The sequence below is a fragment of the Bifidobacterium asteroides genome, assembly GCF_003202695.1.
Lineage (GTDB): Bacteria > Actinomycetota > Actinomycetes > Actinomycetales > Bifidobacteriaceae > Bombiscardovia > Bombiscardovia asteroides_G.
Genome location: NZ_QGLL01000006.1, coordinates 380,456 through 401,695, shown reverse-complemented (window position 1 = coordinate 401,695; position 21,240 = coordinate 380,456). Strand labels below are relative to the sequence as shown.

The window sequence follows — 21,240 nt, the reverse complement described above, 5'->3', positions numbered from 1 at the left end:
ATGACTACGGAGAAACCGCCCTTCGCAGGCTTCGAGGTGCTGCTGATCACAGGCATGTCAGGCGCAGGCCGTTCACGAGCCGCTGATTCAATGGAAGACATGGGCTGGTATGTAGTCGACAACATGCCCCCGCGCCTGCTGGTGCCTCTGGTCGACATGATGACCTCAGCTGGAAGTTCACTGCACCGCTTGGCTGCTGTTATCGATGTCCGCTCCCGCTCCTACTTCGACGATCTGTCGGCCGTGCTCAGCCATCTGGATGACCTGGGTGTGCGTTGCCGCATCCTCTTCCTGGATGCCTCAGACCAGGTTCTGGTCAAGCGCTATGAGTCCGTCCGCCGGCCCCACCCCCTGCAAGGCTCGGGTCGCCTGATCGATGGCATCCGCGAGGAGCGCGGGTTGCTGAGCAGTCTCAAAGAGCGTGCCGACATGGTCATCGACACCTCCAATCTGAGCATCCATCAGCTTTCCACCCGCCTCTATGAAATGGTCCTGGGCTCCGGCCCGACCACCGTGGGCGTGCACATCATGAGCTTCGGATTCAAGTACGGGCTGCCCATCGATGCCGACTTCGTTGCGGATGTACGCTTCCTGCCCAACCCTTACTGGATCCCCGAGCTGCGCGACCTGAACGGCCATGATAGCCCGGTCCGTGACTATGTGATGGCCAGCAAGGGCGCCAAGGAGTTTCTGGACGCCTATACCACCGCCATTCTGACTGCGCTCAGCGGCTATGCGCGTGAGGACAAGCACTATGTGACCATTGCCTTTGGTTGCACTGGCGGACAGCACCGCTCAGTGGCCATGGCCGACGCTCTGGCCGCCCATTTGCGGTCCCGGGGAATGGAGGTGACGGTCTCAGCCCGTGAGCTTCCGCACCGTCCACGTAGATAGCCAAAGGCGCAATTTGTCCAATGTGTTCGATATCACAGTAATCCGGTGGTCGCCACGGCAGGTGTGTCGTGCGGCCAAAAAGTATTCATTTTTCAGTATTTTTCGTAGGAGGACGGCTCTTGGCCCTACTTGATGATGTCAAAAGCGAGCTGGCCGCGATTGACAACGAACCCCCCTCTGCCAAGAAAGCGCAATCTGCGGCTATGATTCGCTTCGGCGGCGGCTTGCACATCATTCAGCGTCACATTGTGGTGGAAGCGCAATTCGACTCACTGCCAGCAGCGCAGTGGTTGCAGAACACCATCAGGGACGTTTACGGTCATGATTCCGATCTGATCCAAGTCAAGCGGCAGGCCCCCACCGGCAACCTGACCCGTTACTCGGTCCGCGTGCTGAAGGCAGGCGGCGCCCTGGCCCTGCAGACCGGCCTGCTGGACCGTCGCAAGCATCCGGTCCGAGGCCTGCCCGCCGACGTCGTCTCCGGCAACATCGCCCAGGTCAAAGCCGCCTGGCGTGGAGCCTTCCTAGCCCACGGCGAGCTGTCCGATCCGGGCAAGGCCTCATACCTGGAGATCATCTGCCCCGGATCCGAAGCAGCGCTGGCCCTTGTGGGAGCCGCACGCCGGCTAGGCATCAACGCCAAGGCCCGGCAGGTACGCAGCTCCGAACGTGTAACTCTGCGCGACCCGGACGTTATCGAACGCATGCTCAACCTGATGGGTGCTCCCAAGTGTTCCAGAGAGTGGACCGGCAAGCGCAGCGACGGGGAATCTCGCGGCAAGGCCAACCGTCTGGCCAACTTCGACGATGCCAATATGCGCCGCTCCGCCAAGGCCGCCGTCGAGGCCAGCGCCAAGGTCACCAAGGCTTTTCAGATTCTCGGCGATGACATCCCTGAGAATCTGCGAGCAGCCGGCCAGCTTCGTTTGGACCACAGGGAGGCCTCGCTTGAGGAGCTGGGTCGTCTGGCCGATCCGCCAGTCACCAAGGACGCCATCGCCGGACGCATCCGCCGTCTGCTGCAGCTGGCTACCAAGGTGGAAAAAAAGAAGGCCGAGGAGCTCGCTAAACAAGAGTGAGATATCTCACACAAGTCGGTCTGTCTGAGTACCATGGCAGGAAAGCGGGCGCATGGACCCGCAGTCAGAAAGGATACGCATGAAAACACTGAAGAGCCTCGGTGATCTCAAGGGCAAGCGCGTGCTCGTCCGCGCGGACTTCAATGTGCCGCTGGACGGCACAACTATTACGGACGACGGCCGCATCCGTGCCGCCTTGCCGACCATCGAGCAGCTTCGTGACCAGGGCGCCAAAGTCATCCTCTTGGCCCACCTGGGTCGCCCCAAGGGCAAGGTCGTTCCCGAGCTCAGCCTGGCTCCCGTGGCTGCTCGTCTGGGCGAGCTGCTGGGCGTGCAGGTTCCTCTGGCCGAAGACACCTACGGTCCTGATGCCCATGCCAAGGTGGCCGCCATGAACGATGGCGATGTGGTTCTGCTGCAGAACGTGCGCTACAACCCCGAAGAGACCAGTAAGGACGAGGCCGAGCGTGATGCCTATGCACGCAAAATCGCCGATCTGGGCGATGCCTTCGTCTCTGACGGTTTCGGCGTGGTCCACCGCGCCCAGGGCTCCAACTACTCAGTGGCTAAGTTCCTGCCCTCCGCCGCTGGCCTGTTGGTCGAGAAGGAGGTCAAGGCCCTGTCCAAGGCGACCGAGAACCCCGACCGGCCTTTCACTGTGGTTCTGGGCGGATCCAAGGTCTCCGACAAACTGGGCGTCATCGAGAATCTGCTGAGCAAGGCCGACCGTCTGGTCATTGGCGGCGGCATGGTCTTCACCTTCCTCAAGGCTGAGGGCTATGAGGTCGGATCTTCCCTGCTGGAGGAGGATCAGGTCGACACCGTCAAGGGCTACATCACCACGGCCCGCGAGAAGGGCGTGGAGCTGGTCCTGCCTGACGACATCGTGGTGGCTGACGAGTTCAAGGCGGATTCCCCTCACCAAGTGGTTCCTGCTGACGACATCCCCGCAGACAAGATGGGTCTGGACATCGGTCCTGACTCCCAGAAGCTCTTCCACGACAAGATCGTGGATTCCAGGACCGTGGTCTGGAACGGCCCCATGGGCGTCTTCGAGTTCCCCGCCTTCGCCGATGGCACCCGTGCTGTGGCCCAGGGCCTGATTGATGCCACCAAGGCCGGAGCCTTCACCATCGTCGGTGGCGGCGACTCAGCCTCGGCCGTGCGCAACCTTGGCTTCCCCGAGGACGGATTCTCGCACATCTCCACCGGCGGCGGTGCCTCTCTGGAGTTCCTTGAGGGCAAGGAGCTTCCGGGCCTAAAGGTACTGGAGTAAAATCAGCAAGCAGACGGGCTATGCCGGGTCACCGAATTTTGCAGCCGGAGGCCCGGCATTGCTGTTGTAATACGCAGATGGAAAGGTCCAGTATGGCACGCATCCCCCTGGTGGCCGGCAATTGGAAGATGAACTTCGACCACCTGGAAGCCACCTATTTCGTGCAGAAGCTGGCCTGGCTCCTGCGCGACGCTCACTTCGACCAAAGGCGTTGTCAGGTGGCTTTGATGCCTGCCTTCACTGCTTTGCGTTCCGTCCAGGTGCTCGTAGAAGCCGATAACCTGCCCATAGAATATGGAGCCCAGGCTGTCTCCGTTACTGCTCAAGGGGCTTTTACCGGAGATGTATCCGCCGACATGCTGGCCCAGCTGGGCTGCAGCTACGTCATCGTAGGCCATTCCGAGCGGCGCAAGTACCATCCAGAGGACGACGCCAACATCGTCGATCAGGTTCGTGCTGTTCTGGCGGCAAGCATGAAGCCCATCCTCTGCGTTGGTGAGAGTTATGAGGAGCGCCGCCAAGGCATTCAGCTGGACTTCGCTGTTGGCCAGGTCAATGATGTTATTCGTGACCTGGCCAAGGAAGACATGGACAACCTGATCGTGGCCTACGAGCCGGTCTGGGCCATCGGCACCGGCATGGTAGCCACCCCTGATACAGCCCAGCAGGCAGCCTGGGCCATCCGCAACCATATCACCGGCAAATTCGGAAAGCCAGCGGGCCAGGCCGTACGCATTCTCTACGGCGGTTCGGTCACCTCCAAAAATGCCGCACAGATGATCAGCCAGCCGGATGTAGACGGTTTTCTGGTGGGCGGTGCCTCCCTGGAGGTGGAGGAGTTCGCTCGAATCGTGCGGCTGACTGCCAAGGGCTGATGCGTTTTTCGCCAGGTGTCTGTATACTTGTTCCCAGTTCCTTACATGGAGGTATGTGCCGTGACCATTGTCAAGATAGCGCTTGAAATCGTCGTCATCATCACCAGCATTCTGTTGACCCTGCTGATCCTGATGCACAAAGGCAAGGGCGGCGGCCTGTCCGACATGTTCGGCAGTGGAATCGGTTCCAACGCGGGCACCTCCGGTGTGGCTGAGAAGAACCTGAACCGGCTGACTATCATCGTGGCCTTGATCTGGGTGGCTATCATTATCGCCTTGGATCTTATTTCCAAGTACAAGCTAGCCTGATTCCATCAGCGAATGCTTGGCCCCGGCATCGACCGGGGTTTTCCATGTTGAGGTGACTTTCTCATAGCTGTTGGTCATGCCGACCTGTCAGCGCCGTTTATCTCCTGCTTTGTCTTGTCGCTTTGCTTCGGTGCTTTAGAGGCGAGAGCCTGATGTTCCTCCGCCTTCTTCCATGATGCGCAGCAAACCGTCCTTGTGGGTGTGCACCCTTTCATCAGCAGGTTTGTTCAGCAGAGCATTTGAGCTATTGCACGGCTTGAGCCAACTTGATTAGTCAAATTTACTGAAATTAATTTCCGCTGGTGTCTGAAGCTGATATATGCAGAACCCGTTTGCTTCCTTGACAGCACAAGCTCATAGCCCTTGACTGTTACCACAATATGTCTTTCACCCTGTACCTAATAATGCAACGACTCAGCCTTTTGACCTATAAAGTGAGAAAGGATGTGCCAAGAGAACGGCACATCACACAATGCCGTGCAAGCTAAAAGCAAACGAAAGGATGCGCTCATGGCTGAGCAAGCTGCACCGAGCCTGGAGGGCTGGTTCTGCCTTCACCTCTTCTGGAAAATCAATTGGGCCAAATGGCGCCGAGTGCCGGAGGGCGAACGCCGGGAATGCCTGGATGAGTTCAGGGCCCTTGCCACACAGCTGGACGCAGTCCAGTTCCAGGGCCGGGGGAGCCACTACTGGTGTCAGGTCAATGGACAAAAGGCGGATCTGGGTTTGATGGTCCTCAGGGAGACCCTGGATCAGCTGCAAGAGGTAGAGACCGACCTGGAAAAGCTGTCTCTGTCTGATTACCTGGAGCCAACCATGTCCTATGTGTCGGTCACTGAGGTGGGCCTCTACTCGGGCGAGCCGACCACGGATCGCGGCTGGTCCTATGTCAATGCCAGTCTTCACCCTAAGACGCCAGACAAGCCCTACATCTGCTTCTATCCAATGTCGAAGACCCGCGTCCCAGGTGCCAACTGGTACACGCTGCCCTACGACCAGCGCAAGACCTATATGCACGACCATGGCAAGATCGGTCGTTCCTACGCCGGCAAGGTCTCCATCATCCTGACAGGCTCCATCGGCCTGGACGATTACGAGTGGGGAGTCACCCTGTTCGCCGACGATCCGGTCGATTTCAAGAAGATCGTCACCGAGATGCGCTACCTCGAAGCCAGCTCCATCTACGGCGAATTCCCCTACTTCCTAGTGGGCACCCAGGCCAATCCTGAGCACATTGACAAGCTGTTCATGGACGGGTTGGGACAGTAACGACATGTCGACAAAAGAGAGAAAATCGATCCTTTCCACGCCTATATGGTTCTTCATGGTCATCGTCTTCATCACCCAGCTGGATGGGGGAGCGGTGCCGACCATGCTGCCGTCCATCACCAGGACCTTCAACCTGACCACTATGGGCTCTTCCTGGGTGGTAGGCCTCTACACCCTAGGCTTGGTGGTGGGTACCCCTATCACCTCCAACCTCTCCGATGCCCACGGGACCAGGAAGGTCTTCCTCTGGGAGCTGGCTTTCTGGTTTGTTGGATGCCTGATGACGGCGATTTCGCCCAACTATGCGGTCATGCTATTGGGCCGGTTCGTGCAATCTCTGGGAGACAGCGGCATCATGGTCCTGTCCATGAACGTTCTCCTACAGCGCGCCCGCAGGAACAACCAGGGCAGAAAGGTCTCCACGGTGGGCATCATCGCCGGTCTTTCCGCCATGGTCAGCCCGGTTCTTTCGGGCATGCTCCTGGGTATCACCCACGGATGGCGGGCCTATTACTACATGATGCTGCCCTTCCTTGCCATCCTGTTCATCCTGGCCTGGTTCATGATGGGCGACTCCCAGACCGGCCAGGCCTGGAAGACCGACTACCTGGGTCTAAGCTCCTTCAGCATCACCCTGGCCCTGCTGATGGTGGCCATTACCTTCCTCCAGTACGGGGCAGCCTACCTACCCCTGATCATCGGATGCCTCCTAGTTGCACTAGTGGCTGGCTCGGTATTCCTAGTGCATGAGCACAGCCTGGGTGGCTCCAAGGAGACCTTGCCCTTCCTGCCCATCCGTCTGCTGAAGCTGCCATCCTATGGGCTCACTCTGCTGTTGGGAACGCTGGGAGGCATGCTCTTCTCCCTCTTCGTCTATATCCCAACCTATGTCCATTCCGTTTTCGGTCTCCAGGTCCGTTTGGCCGGCATGGTCATGGTCGGCGTCGGTCTAGGTTCCGTGGTCGGATCCTGGCTGGGCGGGCTCCTAGTCGACAAGTTCGGCTATCGGACCACGCTCGTCTTTTCCTCTTCGCTGATAGGACTGATGGCCCTGGTGATCACCCTGACCCTGCACAACCTGCAGCTCTTCATGGTTCTATCTTTCCTAATGGGAGTCGGCATGGGCTCGATGATGTCCTCGCCGCTCCAGGTCATCGCCGGAAGGCTGGCCGGACCTGAGAACCGTATGCAAGCCATTGGCGGATTGTCCGCCTGCAAGAAGATAGGCATCACCATAGCTCCCCTCCTCTTCGCCTCAGCCATTGAACTGGGCAAGGTGGATGGAAAGGCTGGGCTGACCTCCTACAGGAACATGTTCCTGGTGGTCATCGTCATAGCCCTGGTCAATGTCGGCCTGACATACTGCATTCCATTTTCACAGAAAGAAGTTGCCGATGACTGAACCTACTGCAATCCTCCTGATGGCTTACGGCACTCCATACCAGGAGTCTGACATCAAGGGGTACTACACCAACATCCGCCACGGGCAGGAGCCGCCCAAACCGCTGATGGACCAGTTGGTCGGCCGCTACAAGGCCATCGGTCTGCCCTCGCCCCTAGCCAGGATCACCAGGGCCCAGCGCGACGGTCTCCAGGCCGCGCTAGACAATGCACATCCTGGCGCCTACAAGGTCTACCAAGGGCTGAAGTACATCGCCCCCTTCATAAGGGATGCGGTCGACCAGATTGCCGCAGATGACATCACCAGGGTGATTGGCCTGCCTCTGGCCCCGCAGTACTCATCCTACTCGAGCGAGGACTACCATAACCGCGCACGCAAGGCCATCGAGGCCCATCCAGACATGGAATACCTGCCGGTGCGTTCTTGGTGGAACCACCAGGAGCTGATCCACTTCTGGAGCGATCAGCTGGTGGCCAAGAGGGAGCTGACCGACCGGCCGGATACCAAGGTGATCTTCAGCGCTCACTCCCTGCCCCTGCGCATCATCCATGGAGGAGACCCCTACAAGGATGAGGTCATTGGCCTAACCAATGCCGTGGCTCAGGCCGCTGGCCTCAATGAGGATCAGTACGTGCTTGCCTGGCAGTCGGCAGGTCGCACCGAGGAGCCTTGGATCGGCCCTGATTTCGTCACTGTGGCCAAAGATCTGATTACCAAGAGCGGCATGCAGACCATCGTCTCCGCTTCCATCGGCTTCATTGCCGATAACCTGGAGATCTGCTATGACGTCGATCTGGAGCTGGCCAAGGCCATCCAGTCCTCCGGCGGCACCCTGATCAGACTGAACATGCCCAATGACAGCCCTGCCCTGATCGCTGCCCTGGAGCATGTGGTCGAGGAGACTCAGGCGGAGTAGTCATACATCTGCTGGAAGTAAAGATATGAATTGTGCCCCGCCCGGTTCAAACCGGGCGGGGCACAATTCATTAGTTGCAACGACTCTCAGTCAGGAGCTCAGCCGTTAACGCGGTCGATGCCCTTCTGCACATCAGAAAGGACCGAATCCCATGAGTTGATGAAGGCGGCAACGCCATCGGCCTCCAGCTTGTCGGTCACGTCCTTGATGTTGATGCCCAGATCAGCCAGCTTCTGCATGATCTGGTGGCTCTCCTCATAGGTGCCCTCGATGGAGGGGGCGCCGTTGCCATGAGCCGCAAGGGCCTCAAGGGTCTTCTCAGGCATGGTGTTGACGACCTGAGGGGCCACCAGCTCGTCCACGTACTTGCAATCGGAGTAGGCAGCATTCTTGGTGCCGGTGGAGGCCCAGAGAGGACGCTGACGCTTGGCGCCCTTGGCTTCCAGATCGGCCCAACGAGGATCCTTGTCGAAGGCCTTCTCGAAGAGCTCGTAGGCCAGGCGGGCGTTGGCCACGGCGGCCTTGCCCTCTAGAGACTTGGCCTCGTCAGACCCGTTGGCCTCCAGAAGCTTGTCAACCGCAGTGTCCACGCGGGACACGAAGAAGGAGGCGACCGAGCCGATGCGCTTGAGGTCTTTGCCGTTCTTATCGGCCTGGGCGATGCCCTCGATGAAGGCGTCGATGACCTGTTGGTAGCGTTCAAGGGAGAAAATCAGAGTAACGTTGACCGAGATGCCCTTGGCCAAAGTGGCCGTAATGGCAGGCAGACCCTCCAGAGTAGCAGGGATCTTGATGAAGGCATTGGGTCGGTCGACCTTGTTCCAAAGCTCTTCGGCCTGCTTTTCGGTCTCTTCGGTGTTGTGGGCCAGACGAGGATCAACCTCGATGGAGACGCGTCCGTCCACGTAATCGGTCTTCTCGGCAACCTCACGGAAAATGTCGGTGGCGTTGCGCACGTCAGTGGTAGTCAGCTCGCGAACGGCCTCCTCGACGGGTATGCGGCCAAGCTGCTTGAGCTGTTCGTCATAGGGACCAACCTGGCTCAGGGCCTTCTGGAAGATTGAGGGGTTGGTAGTCACACCCACCACATTGCGCTCGGCGATCAGCTGTTGCAGATTGCCTGACTCAATGCGGGTACGGCTCAGATCGTCCAGCCAGATCGAGACACCGGAATCGCTGGTGCGCTGGGTGTTTGCATTTTCTGCCATCTTGTCACTCCTTATTTGGGTTCCCGATGGGATCTCATTCACTATGCACTACCGGGAAGTCTGTTGCTGTATTCCCGCAGGAACGCGGTTCGGGCGTTCCTGCGGGAGGGGAGGGGCCGGCCGCCACGGTCAGTCCCTGTTTGATCACGATGCCGGGTTCAGCGGGCCAAGCGGACTTCTTCCATGGAGGCCTGTGCTGCTTCTACCACATGATCGGCGGTGATGCCCAGGTCGCGCATGTTCTCGTCGCCGCTGCCCTGCAGGCCGAACTGCTCGATGGATACGGGCTTGCCGTAGCTTCCCAGGTACTTGTACCAAGGCGTGGCCAGTCCGGCCTCAACGGAGACGCGGGCCTTGACGGAGGCAGGCAGAATGGCTTCCTTGTAGTCGTCGTCCTGCTCTTCGAACCACTCAAGCGAGGGCATGGAGATGACACGGGCTTTGATGCCCTGCTCAGCCAGAGTCTTGGAGGCTACCACAGCGTGTTGCACCTCGGAGCCGGTAGCCATGATCAACACATCAGGCTGGCCTTCGGTGTCGACCAGCACGTATGCGCCCTTGCGTACACCCTCACGGGCCTTGGCCTTGGTCTCTTCCAGGGTGGGCACGCCCTGCCTGGTCAGGATCATGGCTGTGGGGTGGGTATTGTCCTTCTCGAAGAAGGCGCGGTAGGCTTCAGCAGTCTCGTACTGATCGGCCGGGCGCACGATCTCCATCTGAGGGATGGCACGCACGGCAGTCAGATGCTCGATAGGCTGGTGGGTGGGTCCGTCTTCGCCTAGGGCTACGGAATCGTGAGTCCACACATATAGGTTAGGAATGTCCATGAGGGCGGCCAGACGCACCGAAGGGCGCTCATAGTCGCTGAATTGGAAGAAGGTCCCATTGAAGGGCCTGGTGTCCGAACCCAGCAGGATGCCGTTGGTGATGGCGCCCATGGCGAACTCTCGCACGCCGAAGTGCAGCTGGCGACCGTACTTGTTGGCCTTGGGCCACTGAACGGTCTCATCAGCCTCAGGAGCGAAGGAGACCGCACCATTGATGTTGGTGTTGTTGGAGCCACCCAGATCGGCGGATCCTCCCCAGAGCTCGGGCATAATGGGTGCCAGGGCATTGATGACCGCGCCGGAGGCCTTGCGGGTAGCTACCTTGGAGCCAGGCTCGAAGCCAGCCTCCAGGTCGTCGATTGCCTTGTCGAATCCCTCGGGCAGCTTGCCGGCATGGATGCGGTCGTAAAGGGCAGCTTTGTCGGGATTGGCCTTGCGCCAGGTCTGATACTTCTCGTCCCAGGCCTTGTGGGCGGCCAGGCCGCGTTGGGCAACCTCGCGGGCGTGGGCCAGGGCCTCCTCGTCCACCTGGAAGCTCTGCTCCGGGTCATAGCCCAAGGTCTTCTTCAGGGCGGCTACGGCCTCCGCGCCCAAGGCTGAGCCGTGGGCCGAAGGATCGTTGGTCTTGCCGGGAGTGGGCCAGGCCATCAGGGTATCCACCTTGATGAACTTTGGTCGATCGGTGACCTGCTCGGCCTTTTCCAGAACTGCAGCCAGACCCTCGACATCCTCCTTGTAGGAGCCGTCGGGCTGGATGAAGCTGAACTCATCGGTGTACCAGCCGTAGGCCTGGTAGCGCTTGAGGATGTCCTCGCCCAGTGAGATGCGGGTGTCGCCCTCGATCTGGATATGATTGGCATCGAAGATGACGGTCAGGTTACCCAGACGCTGGTCTCCCGCCAGAGAGCTGGCCTCGGAGGAGACGCCCTCCTCGACGTCGCCCTCGCCGCAGATAACCCAGACCTTATGGTCGAAAGGAGACTGTCCGGCAGGAGCATCCGGATCCAGCAGACCGCGCTGATAGCGCTGGCCATAGGCGAAGCCCACAGCGGAAGCCAGACCCTGACCCAGCGGGCCGGTGGTCATCTCGATCCCGGGGGTCAGACCGTACTCGGGATGGCCTGGGGTTCTTGTACCAGCGGTGCGGAAGTGCTTCAGATCGTCGATGGTCAGACCGTACCCAGAGAAGTAGAGCTGTACGTATTGGGTCAAAGAAGCGTGGCCGCCGGAAAGAATGAACCGATCACGTCCCGCCCAGTCGGGATCGTTGGGATCATGCCGAATGAAGTGCTGGTAGAGCGCATAAGCTATGGGCGCCAGTGAAATAGGGGAGCCGGGGTGGCCGCTTCCGGCCTTTTCGACTGCGTCAGCCGAGAGGACCTTGGCCATCTTGACAGCGCGCTCATCTAGTTCGGACCATGTGAAATCTGTCATATGATGCTGCTTTCCTTCCAATCTAGAAGTCTTCATGTTCGACTTGTGTCAAAAATGTTCGATTACCTTCGCATTGCGTTTCCATGGTATCGGTTTGAGACGACACAATTTGGCTCTTCGCGCGACGTTTTGGCACTCTCACAGCCCGAGTGCTAATAATGAAACCATGACGGAAGGAGCGACATTGCCTAATACCAGACGCATGCTGGTGCTACGCGCGGTCGTTGAGGACTATATTCGTTCTCGCGAGCCAGTAGGGTCGGGCTCGCTCACCCGAAATCATCAGCTCGGAGTCAGCTCTGCCACCGTCCGCAACGACATGGCGGCCTTGGAGAGCGAGGGCTACCTGGTTCAGCCCCATACCTCGGCCGGGCGTATCCCCACCCAGAAAGGCTACCGTTATTTTGTCGACAGGCTGGCCACCATCGTGCCCCTGTCAGCCGCCCAGCGCAGAGGCATCAACGCCTTCCTGTCCGGGTCGGTCAACTTGGAGGACACCCTTCAACACGCAGCCCAGCTTCTGGCCCAGATCACTGGACAGATCGCCGTGGTGGCCTCACCCTCCCTGGCCAGCTCGAACCTGCGACGGACCGAGCTTATAGGGCTGAGCCGAGGGACCATTTTGATGGTTGTCATCACCGACACCGGCCGGGTGGTTCAGCGCACCCTGCACGGACCACTTCAGGATGACCCGAACGCCCTGGCGGGCCTGTCCGACCAGATCAACAAGCAGTGCCAGGACCGGTCTCTGGACCGTGCCGCTGATCGCTGCCGCATGCTGGCTGACTCTCTTACCGAGGGCCGTGACAAAGCTATGCTGCTTCTTGTGGCCACCGTCTTCGACGAGATGGCCACCCAAGAACAGACCAGCGGCCTTTATATGGCCGGCACTTCTCAGCTGACCCACAGCCAGGCTGTCTCTTTGGGGGACTTAGGCTCATTGCTGGATGCCCTTGAGGAGCAGGTGGTGCTCATGCGGCTTATGCGGGCCCAGAGTGAGCTTTCACGCGAAAGCAATGGGGTCAGCGTGGCCATCGGCACCGAGACCCGAACCCCTGAGCTGGTACATGCGTCAGTGGTGACCAGCGGGTATGGGCACGCACGGCCGACAGACGGTTCCGAGTCCGACGAGCCTGTGGCTTTTGTGGGATCCATTGGCCCGACGCATATGGACTATCCAGCGACTATGAGCGCGGTTCGGGCCGTGGCCTCCTACCTGACTGGCTTCCTGGCCGGCGACGGAGAGCCGTGACCGTCAGGAAACGGTATACGTCATATGTATCGTAGGCCTGTGCGACCATTGGTCGAGAGGGCATCAAACGAAAAGGATGATCGGTGGCAGATTACTACGAGGTTTTGGGAGTTGAGCGAGGCGCGAGCGATCAGGACATCAAGCGTGCCTACCGCAAGATGAGCCGCAAGTATCACCCGGACATCGCCGGGCCTGAATACGAGGATAAGTTCAAAGAGGTCAACAGTGCCTACGAGGTGCTTTCCGATCCTGAGAAGCGGCGCATGTATGATGCGGGCGTGGACCCCAACAACCCACAGGCCTCCCAGGGGGCGGGCGCCTTCGATATGGGTGACGTTTTCAACCAGTTCTTCGGCGGCGGTTTTGGCGGGGCCACCCAAGGGCCAATTCCGCGTACCCAGCCCGGTCGGGATGCCCTGGCTCAAGTCTCCGTGAACATGAAGACAGCCATCTTCGGCGGCGTGGTGCGCACACCCATCAGCACTTACGGCCTCTGCCAGGAGTGCGGCGGTTCGGGAGCCCAGAAGGGGACTTCCCCAATAACTTGCCCGGTCTGCAACGGCAAAGGTTACGCTCAAAAGGTTGTACGAACGCTATTGGGACAGATGATGAGCCAGGCCCCCTGTGAGCGTTGCCAGGGCCACGGCACGATCATCGAGCACCCATGCCCGGTCTGCGACGGCCACGGCCGTGTGCGAACCCGGCGTGAAGTGGGTGTCAATGTGCCCGCAGGCGTGGCTGACGGCTCTCGACTGCGGCTGGCCTCCCAGGGCGAGGTAGGCGAGGGAGGCGGCGCGGCTGGCGACCTTTACGTGGACATCACCATCAAACCCGACAAGCGATACACCCGCAGCGGTCAGGACCTGCATTGCTGGATTGCCGTGCCCATGACTTGGGCGGTCCTAGGCCATCAGGTTGAACTTGAGACCTTTGACGGCCACCGTAAGGTGGAGATTCCCGCCGGATGCCAGCCTGACCAGGAGATCACCATCAAGGGTCTGGGCGTAACCCGTCTGGGCAACCGGGAGGAGCGTGGCGACATCATCGTCCACGTGCTGGTCCAGATCCCTACCAAGCTGGACGAGGATCAGCGCCGCCTCATTGAGGACTTCGCCAACAGCCACGATTCTGACGCTACCCAAATCCCGCAGAGCGCCAAGCCTGCCGGAGTCGGGGGCCGCAAGGGGATCTTCGGCAAGCTCAAGGACATCTTTAGCTGAGCAGCGATCGGCACATGGACCGGTACTCGCTCACATAACCGCCGCCGAAGAAGGCGCAATGCCCGGCTATGGCATAGAGCTGCCAGAGCGTGATCCGATTCTCGTAGCCGGCCGCCAGCGGATGCACGCTCTGGTAGCCGTCCAGAATCTGGTCCAAATAAGGGATCCCAAAGAGCTGCAGCATGGCCAGATCCTCCTCGCGGTGACCGCCGTGGGCTGCAGGGTCAATCAGGACGGCCTGCGTGTTCCCATCGTTTCTGGTCCACATGACGTTCCCGCTCCACAGGTCCCCGTGCACCCGTGCCGGCTTGTCATCGGCAGCAGTGCCCAGCAGCTCCGGCAGAGCCTGGATCACCTCTTCGGTCGTCCTCTGGTCCTCTCGGTTCAGGGCGTGCCGTGCCATGGCCATGCCCACCATGGGTTCCAGACGCCCCCTGCCCCAGTACGTGGCCGGATCATTCCAGGCCCCTACATCCATGGGCAGCGGATCCTGCAGGGGTCCGAAGTAGCAGGTACCCGTGTAGCCATCTGGAGCAGAGCCGAAGTGGTCGGCACCTGCATCATGCATGTGGGCTAGCTGGGCGCCGAAACGATAGGCAGCACCCGGCGTGGGGGAGGCGGAGGTGATCTCCTCGATGTCCAGGTAGCCCGGGCCCCAGTCGTAGACGTCCACAACCCGGGGACCGCCCTGCTCCTGGGCTTTGCCCAGCCATTGCAGCCCGCGCCCCTCACACTCGAAGAATCCCGATGGGGCTCCGCCCCTGGATTTTCTGTAGATCTTGGCCATGATAATCCACACCCCTATTCGTCGAGTCGTCGATTCCGACAAGATCCATTGTGGGCATTCTGCGAGACATGCTGCGCCCTTGGTTCACTCTGCCCTGCGCGATGGCTATGCTTGCCATTGTTGTCCGAGAGAGCAAGAGGAGTCCATGAATTTCTTCGAAGCCATTCTATTTGGCCTGGTCCAGGCCTTAACGGAATATTTCCCAGTCTCATCCAGCGCCCATATTCGCATTGTGGGCGGCCTGCTGGGCCAGGACCCGGGTGCGGCCTTCACAGCCATCATCCAATTCGGCACGGAGCTGGCGGTCCTGCTCTACTTCCGGCATGATATTATTCGCATACTGACTCATTGGTTCCGCTGCCTGGCAGGCAAGGACGGTTCCTCTTGCCGCGAGCGTATGGGCTCCAAGGACCATGACGCGGCCCTGGGCTGGTACATCATTCTCGGGACCCTGCCCATTGTGGTGGCGGGTCTGCTCTTCCAGAAGGTAATCGAGACCAAGCTGCGCAACCTTTGGATCACCGTCGTGATGCTGATCGTCTTCGGCCTCCTGCTGGACTACTTTGACCGCCACGGTCGCCAGAACAAGGAGATCCGCCAGATGAATGTCAGCGACGCCCTGCTTTTCGGCATCGGGCAGATGCTGGCTTTGATACCTGGTGTATCCCGCTCGGGAGGCACCATGACCTTCGGCCGTGGTCTGGGCTACACCCGCGAAGCCGCTACCAGGGTCAGCTTCCTCATGGCCATCCCCGCGGTCTTCGGCGCTGGCATCCTTGAGACAGTTAAGTCCTTGAAGAACATCAACGCTGATGCTGCCTTCCCCGGTTGGGGAGCCACCATCTGCGCCACCGTAGTCAGCTTCCTGCTGGGATACATTGTCATCATCGCCTTTTTGAAGATCGTCTCGCGCTTCTCCTACCGGGGATTCGTAATCTACCGTATCGGGCTGGCCATCTTTGTGGCCATCATGCTCATGGTTGGCGCTCTGCCCGCCGTGGGTGGCGTAGCGGCCAGCTGAGCCCGGGGACAGGCAGGCAGACTCTCTAGGCAAGGTAATGGTGTGATTTTGATGTGTTGACCTTAGCTTAAAGGGTAGGAATCAGTACAAGCACGAAGATTATTTGAGTTCCCAATGAGGAATTCTGAATCTTGCGAAGGTTCGTCTTGATTTCATCATCGACAACATCGCCTTTATCTTCAGGAAGCCCATCAAACAGGATCTCACCCCCACAGCTCACTGGACTTCAACAGCAAGCCTGGCCGCCGTTCATTCACCATGCCAAATTGATGAACATCCCCGTGTGGCGTCCTTGGTAACGACGCCGTCAGATCGGCTGACGCCAAAACACGCGCTCATGCTCGCATTGCTCTTGCATTGTGACCTAGGATCGTGACAGGCAGCTTTTCCATAAAGCCAAGTTCGAACGACTGGCCGAGTAACGAAAAACAAAATTCACCCACTCTTTTGCGTTACCATAAGAACCCCTTTCGAACTTCGATGCTCCTTCGGTCATAGTAATCGTTCGTACTAACCGCAAGGCGCAAGAGAAGGTCTAATATACGAAATTAGAGGAGGCCGATTGGCTGGTATGGAGGTGATGGACCATATCACGCCATCCAATACCTTTCGCTTCCCGCAGCACCAACCGGTGGCTACAAGCTGCCCTGTTAGGATGTTGAGGATCAGTTATGCATTTCACCGTAGACAACCTTGAAGAGGTATTTCCCCTGGCAGAATTCATAGCCGATTCCTTCGGTCCCATGGCCGAGATTACCGTGCATGACATCACACGCCCGGAGAGTTCCATAGTCTTCATCCGCAACGGCCAGCTCTCTGGACGTACCTTGGGCGATGGCGTGACCGACCAGACCCGACAACTGGCCATACGAGCCGACCATGGCGGGGCCGACTTCGTCTCCGACTACCGTGGGCGATGCTTGAACAAGCACGAGTTTCGCGTCTCCTCCTACCTGATCCGCGACCAACAGGAGACGGTCATCGGCCTGCTCTGCATCAGCATCAACATCACCGAGCTACAGCAAGCAGCCCATGTGCTGCAGACCCTGACCTCGATCGACTCAGACGATGTACAGATCTCCACAGAAGCTTCCCGCAGCCACATCAGTCAGGAGCCCGAGGAGAATATCCGCAGGATCACCAGAGAGGCGATCCGTCAGTTCGACATCCCTATGGACAAGTTGACCAAGCAGGACAGGCTGAACATCATCAGTGACATTAAGGAACGGGGCATCTTCCTGATCAAGGGTGCTGTAGGCATCGTAGCCCCCGAGCTTAGAATATCGATTCCCACCCTATACCGATACCTGCAGGCCCTGAAATGAGGGCTTATAAGTAAGGCCTCCGGCGGCAGGAGAGGGGGGTATAATTCTGCGCCGCCGGAGGAGCTTTACAGCACGGCCGCCGCTATTAACGACAACCGGAACGCGGCCAAACAAACAGACCACGCAAGTATTACTTGGATAAAACAGGAAAACCACAGTTCCCTCAAGCTGTGGGTGGATTACAGATTCAACCAGGCTAGCAATGTTCCTTCATTGGCCTAGGCCTTTCTGCATCATACTATCACCTCTTCAAGGACACGCCCGGTCACTCCTGTTTCTGGCAGATCCCCCGATCTGTTCCTAAGAGCAAATTATCACAAGTCCCCGGACATGCCAAACCTGAGGTTCGCTTTCCGGCTCTAATGCGGATTTTACCTGCCCTTGGCAAATCCAACAAACCGTGAACATTTCAGGGCGGGGGAGGGCTAAACAAGTGATAGCTGAATGTGATCGCCATAAGCAAGTCTGGGCACCCGACCTCAGTCTGGATGGTAAAGAGCAGCAAGAAAAAGTAAAAAATATTTATTAACAAAATGTTTGTCGCAGAAATCTACGGGTTAAAGATCGTTGAGAGTTTAGAAAGTTTGTAAACTAACAATTACTGACTTGTAACATACTGTACAAAAAGAAAAGGCTTTGGAGAGAGATCCAGGTGGGCGATGCAGGAATCGAACCTGCGACCCCTTCGGTGTGAACGAAGTGCGCTAGCCGCTGCGCCAATCGCCCGGATTGGGAAAGACCACCGAAGTGATCCTCGTGGGCGATACTGGATTCGAACCAGTGACCCCTTCCGTGTCAGGGAAGTGCGCTACCTCTGCGCCAACCGCCCGGGTCATTCTCGTTTCGAGAGAGAGGTGGGTACGAGAGTCGAACTCGTCTATACGGCTTTGCAGGCCGCTGCCTAACCGCTTGGCTAACCCACCGTATTGGTTAAACTGCTCGAAACCTCGAGCGGGCAACGGGACTCGGACCCGCGGTCTCGACCTTGGCAAGGTCGCGCTTTACCAACTAAGCTATGCCCGCACACTCAACTTCCACCGTGGTGGTGACTGCTGAAGCACGTTGCACTACTGTAGCGTAGACCCTCTCACTTGGCAAAAAGAGCGTGTCGCCGCCTTATAGAGCCACCCTCTGCTGACGGCAAAGCCATGCAGGGCAGGGCTTCCGACCGGTAGGGTGAGAGGTATGAGTGAAGAAGCCAGGCACAGGCAACACTGCATCATGGTGGCCGCCTTCGACGGCTGGAATGATGCATGCTCAGCCTCGACAAACGTCATCCGCCACCTGCTGAACGCCTACGATTCCCACGAAGTTGGCAGCATCCCGGGCGACGGGTTCTACGACTACCAGATGTCACGACCTATGCTTTGCCATGTACAGGGCAGACGTCGGATCATCTGGCCCTCCACCAAGATTTATCGGGTACAAATAGATGACGCCCATACCCTTCTGCTGGAAATGGGTCCGGAGCCCAACTACCACTGGAGCGACTTCTGCCGACGCAGTATCCACTGGGCCGAAGACGAGGAGGCGGATACCATCATCACTCTAGGCGCCATGTTTGCCGACTGCCCCCACACCAGGCCCCTGCCCATAGACGATCTGGCGGGTGACCAGCCCAAGACCGACACCGACGGCCACTCAGGCCCTATAGGCATTCCCACTGTTCTGGATGCCTTGGCGACTCAGGACGGCTACAGCACCGAGTCCATCTGGGTCTCCGTGCCCCAGTATCTAGGCAGCGACGAATGTGCCCAGGGAACTCTGCAGCTGCTGCACAGGCTTTCGTCCATGTTGGGCGTCCACCTGGACGAGGGGGATCTGCCCCGCAAGGCTGCCGAATGGAAGGCCCAGGCCGGGGTGCTTCTGCACTGCAACGACGACCTGGCCAACTATGTCCACCGTCTTGAAATGGAAGTCGACCAGTCTCAAGTGGATGAACCAGCCGCCGAGGAACTGGTCCGCGAAGCCGAGGATTATCTGCGTTCCATGGGCAACAAAGGCCCTTTCTTGTCTGAGTGACGACCTAGGCTGTGGCTCGATAACCATGTCCAGCCTGCACCCTGTAACGCGGGCTCCGATAGCAAGGACGGCATTCATGACACAGTCGAGCATCTCCATCATCGTCAAGGGCGAACGGAAGGAGGTGGCGGCGGATCAGACTGGCATCCAGCTTTTTGCTGACGACAAGGACATTATCGCCGTTGACCTCAACGGGCAGCCACGCGACCTCTACACTCCCCTGCACGAGGGCGACAAGGTCGAGCCCATCACCCTGGAGAGCGACCAGGGACTGGCCATCATGCGGCACTCGGCGACTCACGTCATGGCTCAGGCCGTTCAGGAAATCCGCCCGGACGCCAAGCTGGGCATCGGCCCGGTCATCAAGGATGGCTTCTACTACGACTTCGACGTGGACAAGCCCTTCACCCCAGACGACCTCAAGCAGATCGAGCAGCGGATGAAGCGGATCATTAAGTCCTCCCAGAGCTTCCGCCGGCGCGTGGTCACCGAGGAGGAAGCCCGCAAGGAGGAAGCTGACCAGCCCTACAAGCTGGAGCTGATCGGTGCCAAAGAGGCCGAGATCAACGGCGAGGAGGCCACCGAGGTAGCCACTGGTGGCGAGCTGACCATGTACGACAACTTGGACCGCGAGGGCAACACGGTCTGGAAGGACCTTTGCCGAGGTCCCCACCTGCCTAATACCCGTTACATCCGCTGCTTCAAGCTCATGCGCACCGCCGCAGCCTACTGGCGCGGAGATGAGAAGAATCCCATGCTCCAGCGCATCTACGGCACCGCCTGGGCCAGCAAGGACGACCTGAAAGCCTACACCGCACGCCTGGAGGAGGCCGCCCGCCGCGACCATCGCAAACTGGGAGCCGAGATGGACCTCTTCTCCTTCCCGGACGAGATCGGGCCAGGTCTGCCCGTCTTCCATCCCAAGGGCGCGGCCATCATCAACGCCATGGAGGACTACTCCCGGCAGATGCACCGGCGCAACGGCTACTCCTTTGTGCAGACCCCGCACATCACCAAGGGCCACCTCTACGAAATCTCGGGCCACCTGCAGTGGTATAAGGACGGCATGTACCCGCCCATGCACCTGGACGAAGAGAAGGATGCCGACGGCAAGGTCACCCGCCAGGGCTTCGACTACTACCTGAAGCCCATGAACTGCCCCATGCACAACCTGATCTTCAAGTCCCGCCAGCGCTCCTACAAGGAGCTGCCCCTGCGGCTGTTCGAGTTTGGCACCGTCTACCGCTACGAGAAGTCCGGCGAGGTCCACGGTCTGACCCGCGTGCGCGGCCTGACCCAGGACGACTCCCATATCTACTGCACCCGGGACCAGATGAAGGGTGAGCTAACCAACCTGCTCCAGTTCGTGCTCAAGGTGCTGAAGGACTTCGGTCTCAACGACTTCTACCTGGAGCTGTCCACCAAGGATCCCAACAAGTTCGTCGGCTCCGACGAGGTCTGGGAGGAGGCTACCAATACCCTGGCCGAAGTGGCCAAGGACTCAGGTCTGGAACTGGTTGACGACCCCGAGGGCGCCGCCTTCTACGGGCCAAAGATCTCCGTGCAGGCACGAGACGCCATCGGACGCACCTGGCAGGTTTCCACCATACAGCTGGACTTCAACCTTCCTGAGCGTTTCCAGCTGGAGTACATAGCCGCCGACGGTTCCCACCAGAGGCCGGTCATGATACACAGGGCCCTCTTCGGATCCATCGAGCGCTTCTTCGCCATCCTTCTGGAACATTATGCTGGCGCCTTCCCGGCCTGGCTGGCCCCGGTTCAGGTGCAGGCCGTGCCTGTTGCCGATGAATTCGCACCGCATCTGGAGCACCTGCTGGAGGACCTGCGCGACGACATGGTCCGCTGCGAGATCGATCGCTCCGACGACCGTTTCGGCAAGAAGATACGCAACGCAGCCAAGTCCAAGGCCCCCTTCATCCTGATCGCCGGCGAGGAGGATGTCTCTAGGAACGCCGTATCCTTCCGTTTCCGAGACGGCAGCCAGCTCAATGGCGTACCTGTGGACCAGGCCCGAGCCTGGATCAACGAGGCCATCAAGGTCCGTGCCCAGATCAACTCGGCGGATGACTTCCGAGCGAACACCTCCTGCCGTCAGGACTGACC

17 protein-coding genes and 4 tRNA genes are annotated in these 21,240 nt (G+C 59.2%); 14 read left to right on the top strand and 7 right to left on the bottom strand.

Annotation, left to right across the window (positions count from 1 at the left end; all coding sequences use genetic code 11):
* From rapZ to hemH, 8 genes are all read left to right on the top strand, one after another.
* The gene (gene rapZ, locus DKK75_RS03720) at window positions 1-894 is read left to right on the top strand and encodes an RNase adapter RapZ (RefSeq protein WP_110452297.1); all 894 of its coding nucleotides are present in this window, start codon (window positions 1-3) and stop codon (window positions 892-894) included.
* Window positions 895-1,013: 119 nt separating this feature from the next.
* Window positions 1,014-1,973, top strand: a complete 960-nt coding sequence (whiA, locus tag DKK75_RS03715; RefSeq protein WP_110452102.1) for a DNA-binding protein WhiA — start codon at window positions 1,014-1,016, stop codon at window positions 1,971-1,973.
* A gap of 79 nt (window positions 1,974-2,052) precedes the next feature.
* Window positions 2,053-3,249, top strand: coding sequence for a phosphoglycerate kinase (locus DKK75_RS03710; protein ID WP_110452101.1), 1,197 nt, complete (start codon window positions 2,053-2,055; stop codon window positions 3,247-3,249).
* Between the two features lie 92 nt (window positions 3,250-3,341).
* Window positions 3,342-4,124 (top strand): triose-phosphate isomerase, encoded by a 783-nt coding sequence (tpiA, locus tag DKK75_RS03705; RefSeq protein WP_110452100.1) that lies wholly within the window; start codon window positions 3,342-3,344, stop codon window positions 4,122-4,124.
* 60 nt (window positions 4,125-4,184) lie between these two features.
* The gene (gene secG / locus DKK75_RS03700) at window positions 4,185-4,433 is read left to right on the top strand and encodes a preprotein translocase subunit SecG (protein WP_110452099.1); all 249 of its coding nucleotides are present in this window, start codon (window positions 4,185-4,187) and stop codon (window positions 4,431-4,433) included.
* A 510-nt stretch (window positions 4,434-4,943) separates the two neighbouring features.
* Entirely contained in the window at window positions 4,944-5,702 is a 759-nt protein-coding gene (gene hemQ / locus DKK75_RS03695; protein WP_110452098.1) for a hydrogen peroxide-dependent heme synthase, read from the top strand.
* Between the two features lie 4 nt (window positions 5,703-5,706).
* Complete coding sequence (locus DKK75_RS03690) at window positions 5,707-7,104, top strand: MFS transporter (RefSeq protein ID WP_110452097.1); 1,398 nt, start codon at window positions 5,707-5,709, stop codon at window positions 7,102-7,104.
* Complete coding sequence (hemH, locus tag DKK75_RS03685; RefSeq protein ID WP_110452096.1) at window positions 7,097-8,020, top strand: ferrochelatase; 924 nt, start codon at window positions 7,097-7,099, stop codon at window positions 8,018-8,020. Before DKK75_RS03690 ends, hemH begins: the two co-directional genes overlap by 8 nt.
* 98 nt (window positions 8,021-8,118) lie before the next feature.
* Here hemH and tal read toward each other — a convergent pair whose 3' ends face one another.
* On the bottom strand, window positions 8,119-9,228 hold the full coding sequence (gene tal / locus DKK75_RS03680) for a transaldolase (protein WP_110452095.1): 1,110 nt from the start codon (window positions 9,226-9,228) through the stop codon (window positions 8,119-8,121).
* 158 nt (window positions 9,229-9,386) lie between these two features.
* On the bottom strand, window positions 9,387-11,489 hold the full coding sequence (gene tkt / locus DKK75_RS03675) for a transketolase (RefSeq protein WP_110452094.1): 2,103 nt from the start codon (window positions 11,487-11,489) through the stop codon (window positions 9,387-9,389).
* A 184-nt stretch (window positions 11,490-11,673) separates the two neighbouring features.
* Here tkt and hrcA point away from each other — a divergent pair, with 184 nt between their 5' ends.
* Both hrcA and dnaJ read left to right on the top strand, forming a co-directional pair.
* Window positions 11,674-12,741 carry a heat-inducible transcriptional repressor HrcA gene (hrcA, locus tag DKK75_RS03670; RefSeq protein ID WP_110452093.1) on the top strand — a complete coding sequence of 356 codons (1,068 nt, stop codon included), beginning with the start codon at window positions 11,674-11,676 and terminating at the stop codon, window positions 12,739-12,741.
* 83 nt (window positions 12,742-12,824) lie between these two features.
* Entirely contained in the window at window positions 12,825-13,961 is a 1,137-nt protein-coding gene (gene dnaJ, locus DKK75_RS03665) for a molecular chaperone DnaJ (RefSeq protein WP_110452092.1), read from the top strand.
* Here dnaJ and DKK75_RS03660 read toward each other — a convergent pair.
* Complete coding sequence (locus DKK75_RS03660; RefSeq protein WP_110452296.1) at window positions 13,954-14,748, bottom strand: fructosamine kinase family protein; 795 nt, start codon at window positions 14,746-14,748, stop codon at window positions 13,954-13,956. The two genes, dnaJ and DKK75_RS03660, sit on opposite strands and share 8 nt — an antisense overlap.
* 145 nt (window positions 14,749-14,893) lie before the next feature.
* On the opposite strand from DKK75_RS03660, the gene DKK75_RS03655 reads away from it, so the two are divergent.
* The gene (locus tag DKK75_RS03655) at window positions 14,894-15,769 is read left to right on the top strand and encodes an undecaprenyl-diphosphate phosphatase (protein WP_110452091.1); all 876 of its coding nucleotides are present in this window, start codon (window positions 14,894-14,896) and stop codon (window positions 15,767-15,769) included.
* A 671-nt stretch (window positions 15,770-16,440) separates the two neighbouring features.
* Window positions 16,441-17,094, top strand: coding sequence for a helix-turn-helix transcriptional regulator (locus tag DKK75_RS03650; protein ID WP_110452090.1), 654 nt, complete (start codon window positions 16,441-16,443; stop codon window positions 17,092-17,094).
* Between the two features lie 653 nt (window positions 17,095-17,747).
* Here the strand turns inward: DKK75_RS03650 and DKK75_RS03645 are convergent.
* The 4 genes from DKK75_RS03645 to DKK75_RS03630 form a co-directional block, all read right to left on the bottom strand.
* Window positions 17,748-17,820 (bottom strand) — tRNA-Val (locus DKK75_RS03645).
* A 31-nt stretch (window positions 17,821-17,851) separates the two neighbouring features.
* Window positions 17,852-17,923, bottom strand: a tRNA-Val gene (locus DKK75_RS03640).
* A gap of 23 nt (window positions 17,924-17,946) precedes the next feature.
* Window positions 17,947-18,017, bottom strand: a tRNA-Cys gene (locus tag DKK75_RS03635).
* A 27-nt stretch (window positions 18,018-18,044) separates the two neighbouring features.
* Window positions 18,045-18,117: transfer RNA gene (locus DKK75_RS03630), tRNA-Gly, on the bottom strand.
* Window positions 18,118-18,279: 162 nt separating this feature from the next.
* Here DKK75_RS03630 and DKK75_RS03625 point away from each other — a divergent pair.
* Together DKK75_RS03625 and thrS are read left to right on the top strand one after the other, a co-directional pair.
* Window positions 18,280-19,116, top strand: a complete 837-nt coding sequence (locus DKK75_RS03625; RefSeq protein ID WP_110452089.1) for a PAC2 family protein — start codon at window positions 18,280-18,282, stop codon at window positions 19,114-19,116.
* Window positions 19,117-19,192: 76 nt separating this feature from the next.
* A complete protein-coding gene (gene thrS, locus DKK75_RS03620) occupies window positions 19,193-21,238 on the top strand; it encodes a threonine--tRNA ligase (protein ID WP_110452088.1) in 2,046 nt (681 codons plus the stop codon).
* Window positions 21,239-21,240: the final 2 nt, after the last annotated feature.

Coding starts and splice junctions, on each gene's coding strand:
- rapZ (WP_110452297.1), top strand. CDS start 1: ATGACTACGGAGAAACCGCCCTTCGCAGGCTTCGAGGTGCTGCTGATC.
- DKK75_RS03710 (WP_110452101.1), top strand. CDS start 2,053: ATGAAAACACTGAAGAGCCTCGGTGATCTCAAGGGCAAGCGCGTGCTC.
- tpiA (WP_110452100.1), top strand. CDS start 3,342: ATGGCACGCATCCCCCTGGTGGCCGGCAATTGGAAGATGAACTTCGAC.
- hemQ (WP_110452098.1), top strand. CDS start 4,944: ATGGCTGAGCAAGCTGCACCGAGCCTGGAGGGCTGGTTCTGCCTTCAC.
- DKK75_RS03690 (WP_110452097.1), top strand. CDS start 5,707: ATGTCGACAAAAGAGAGAAAATCGATCCTTTCCACGCCTATATGGTTC.
- hemH (WP_110452096.1), top strand. CDS start 7,097: ATGACTGAACCTACTGCAATCCTCCTGATGGCTTACGGCACTCCATAC.
- tal (WP_110452095.1), bottom strand. CDS start 9,228: ATGGCAGAAAATGCAAACACCCAGCGCACCAGCGATTCCGGTGTCTCG.
- tkt (WP_110452094.1), bottom strand. CDS start 11,489: ATGACAGATTTCACATGGTCCGAACTAGATGAGCGCGCTGTCAAGATG.
- DKK75_RS03660 (WP_110452296.1), bottom strand. CDS start 14,748: ATGGCCAAGATCTACAGAAAATCCAGGGGCGGAGCCCCATCGGGATTC.
- DKK75_RS03655 (WP_110452091.1), top strand. CDS start 14,894: ATGAATTTCTTCGAAGCCATTCTATTTGGCCTGGTCCAGGCCTTAACG.
- DKK75_RS03650 (WP_110452090.1), top strand. CDS start 16,441: ATGCATTTCACCGTAGACAACCTTGAAGAGGTATTTCCCCTGGCAGAA.
- DKK75_RS03625 (WP_110452089.1), top strand. CDS start 18,280: ATGAGTGAAGAAGCCAGGCACAGGCAACACTGCATCATGGTGGCCGCC.
- thrS (WP_110452088.1), top strand. CDS start 19,193: ATGACACAGTCGAGCATCTCCATCATCGTCAAGGGCGAACGGAAGGAG.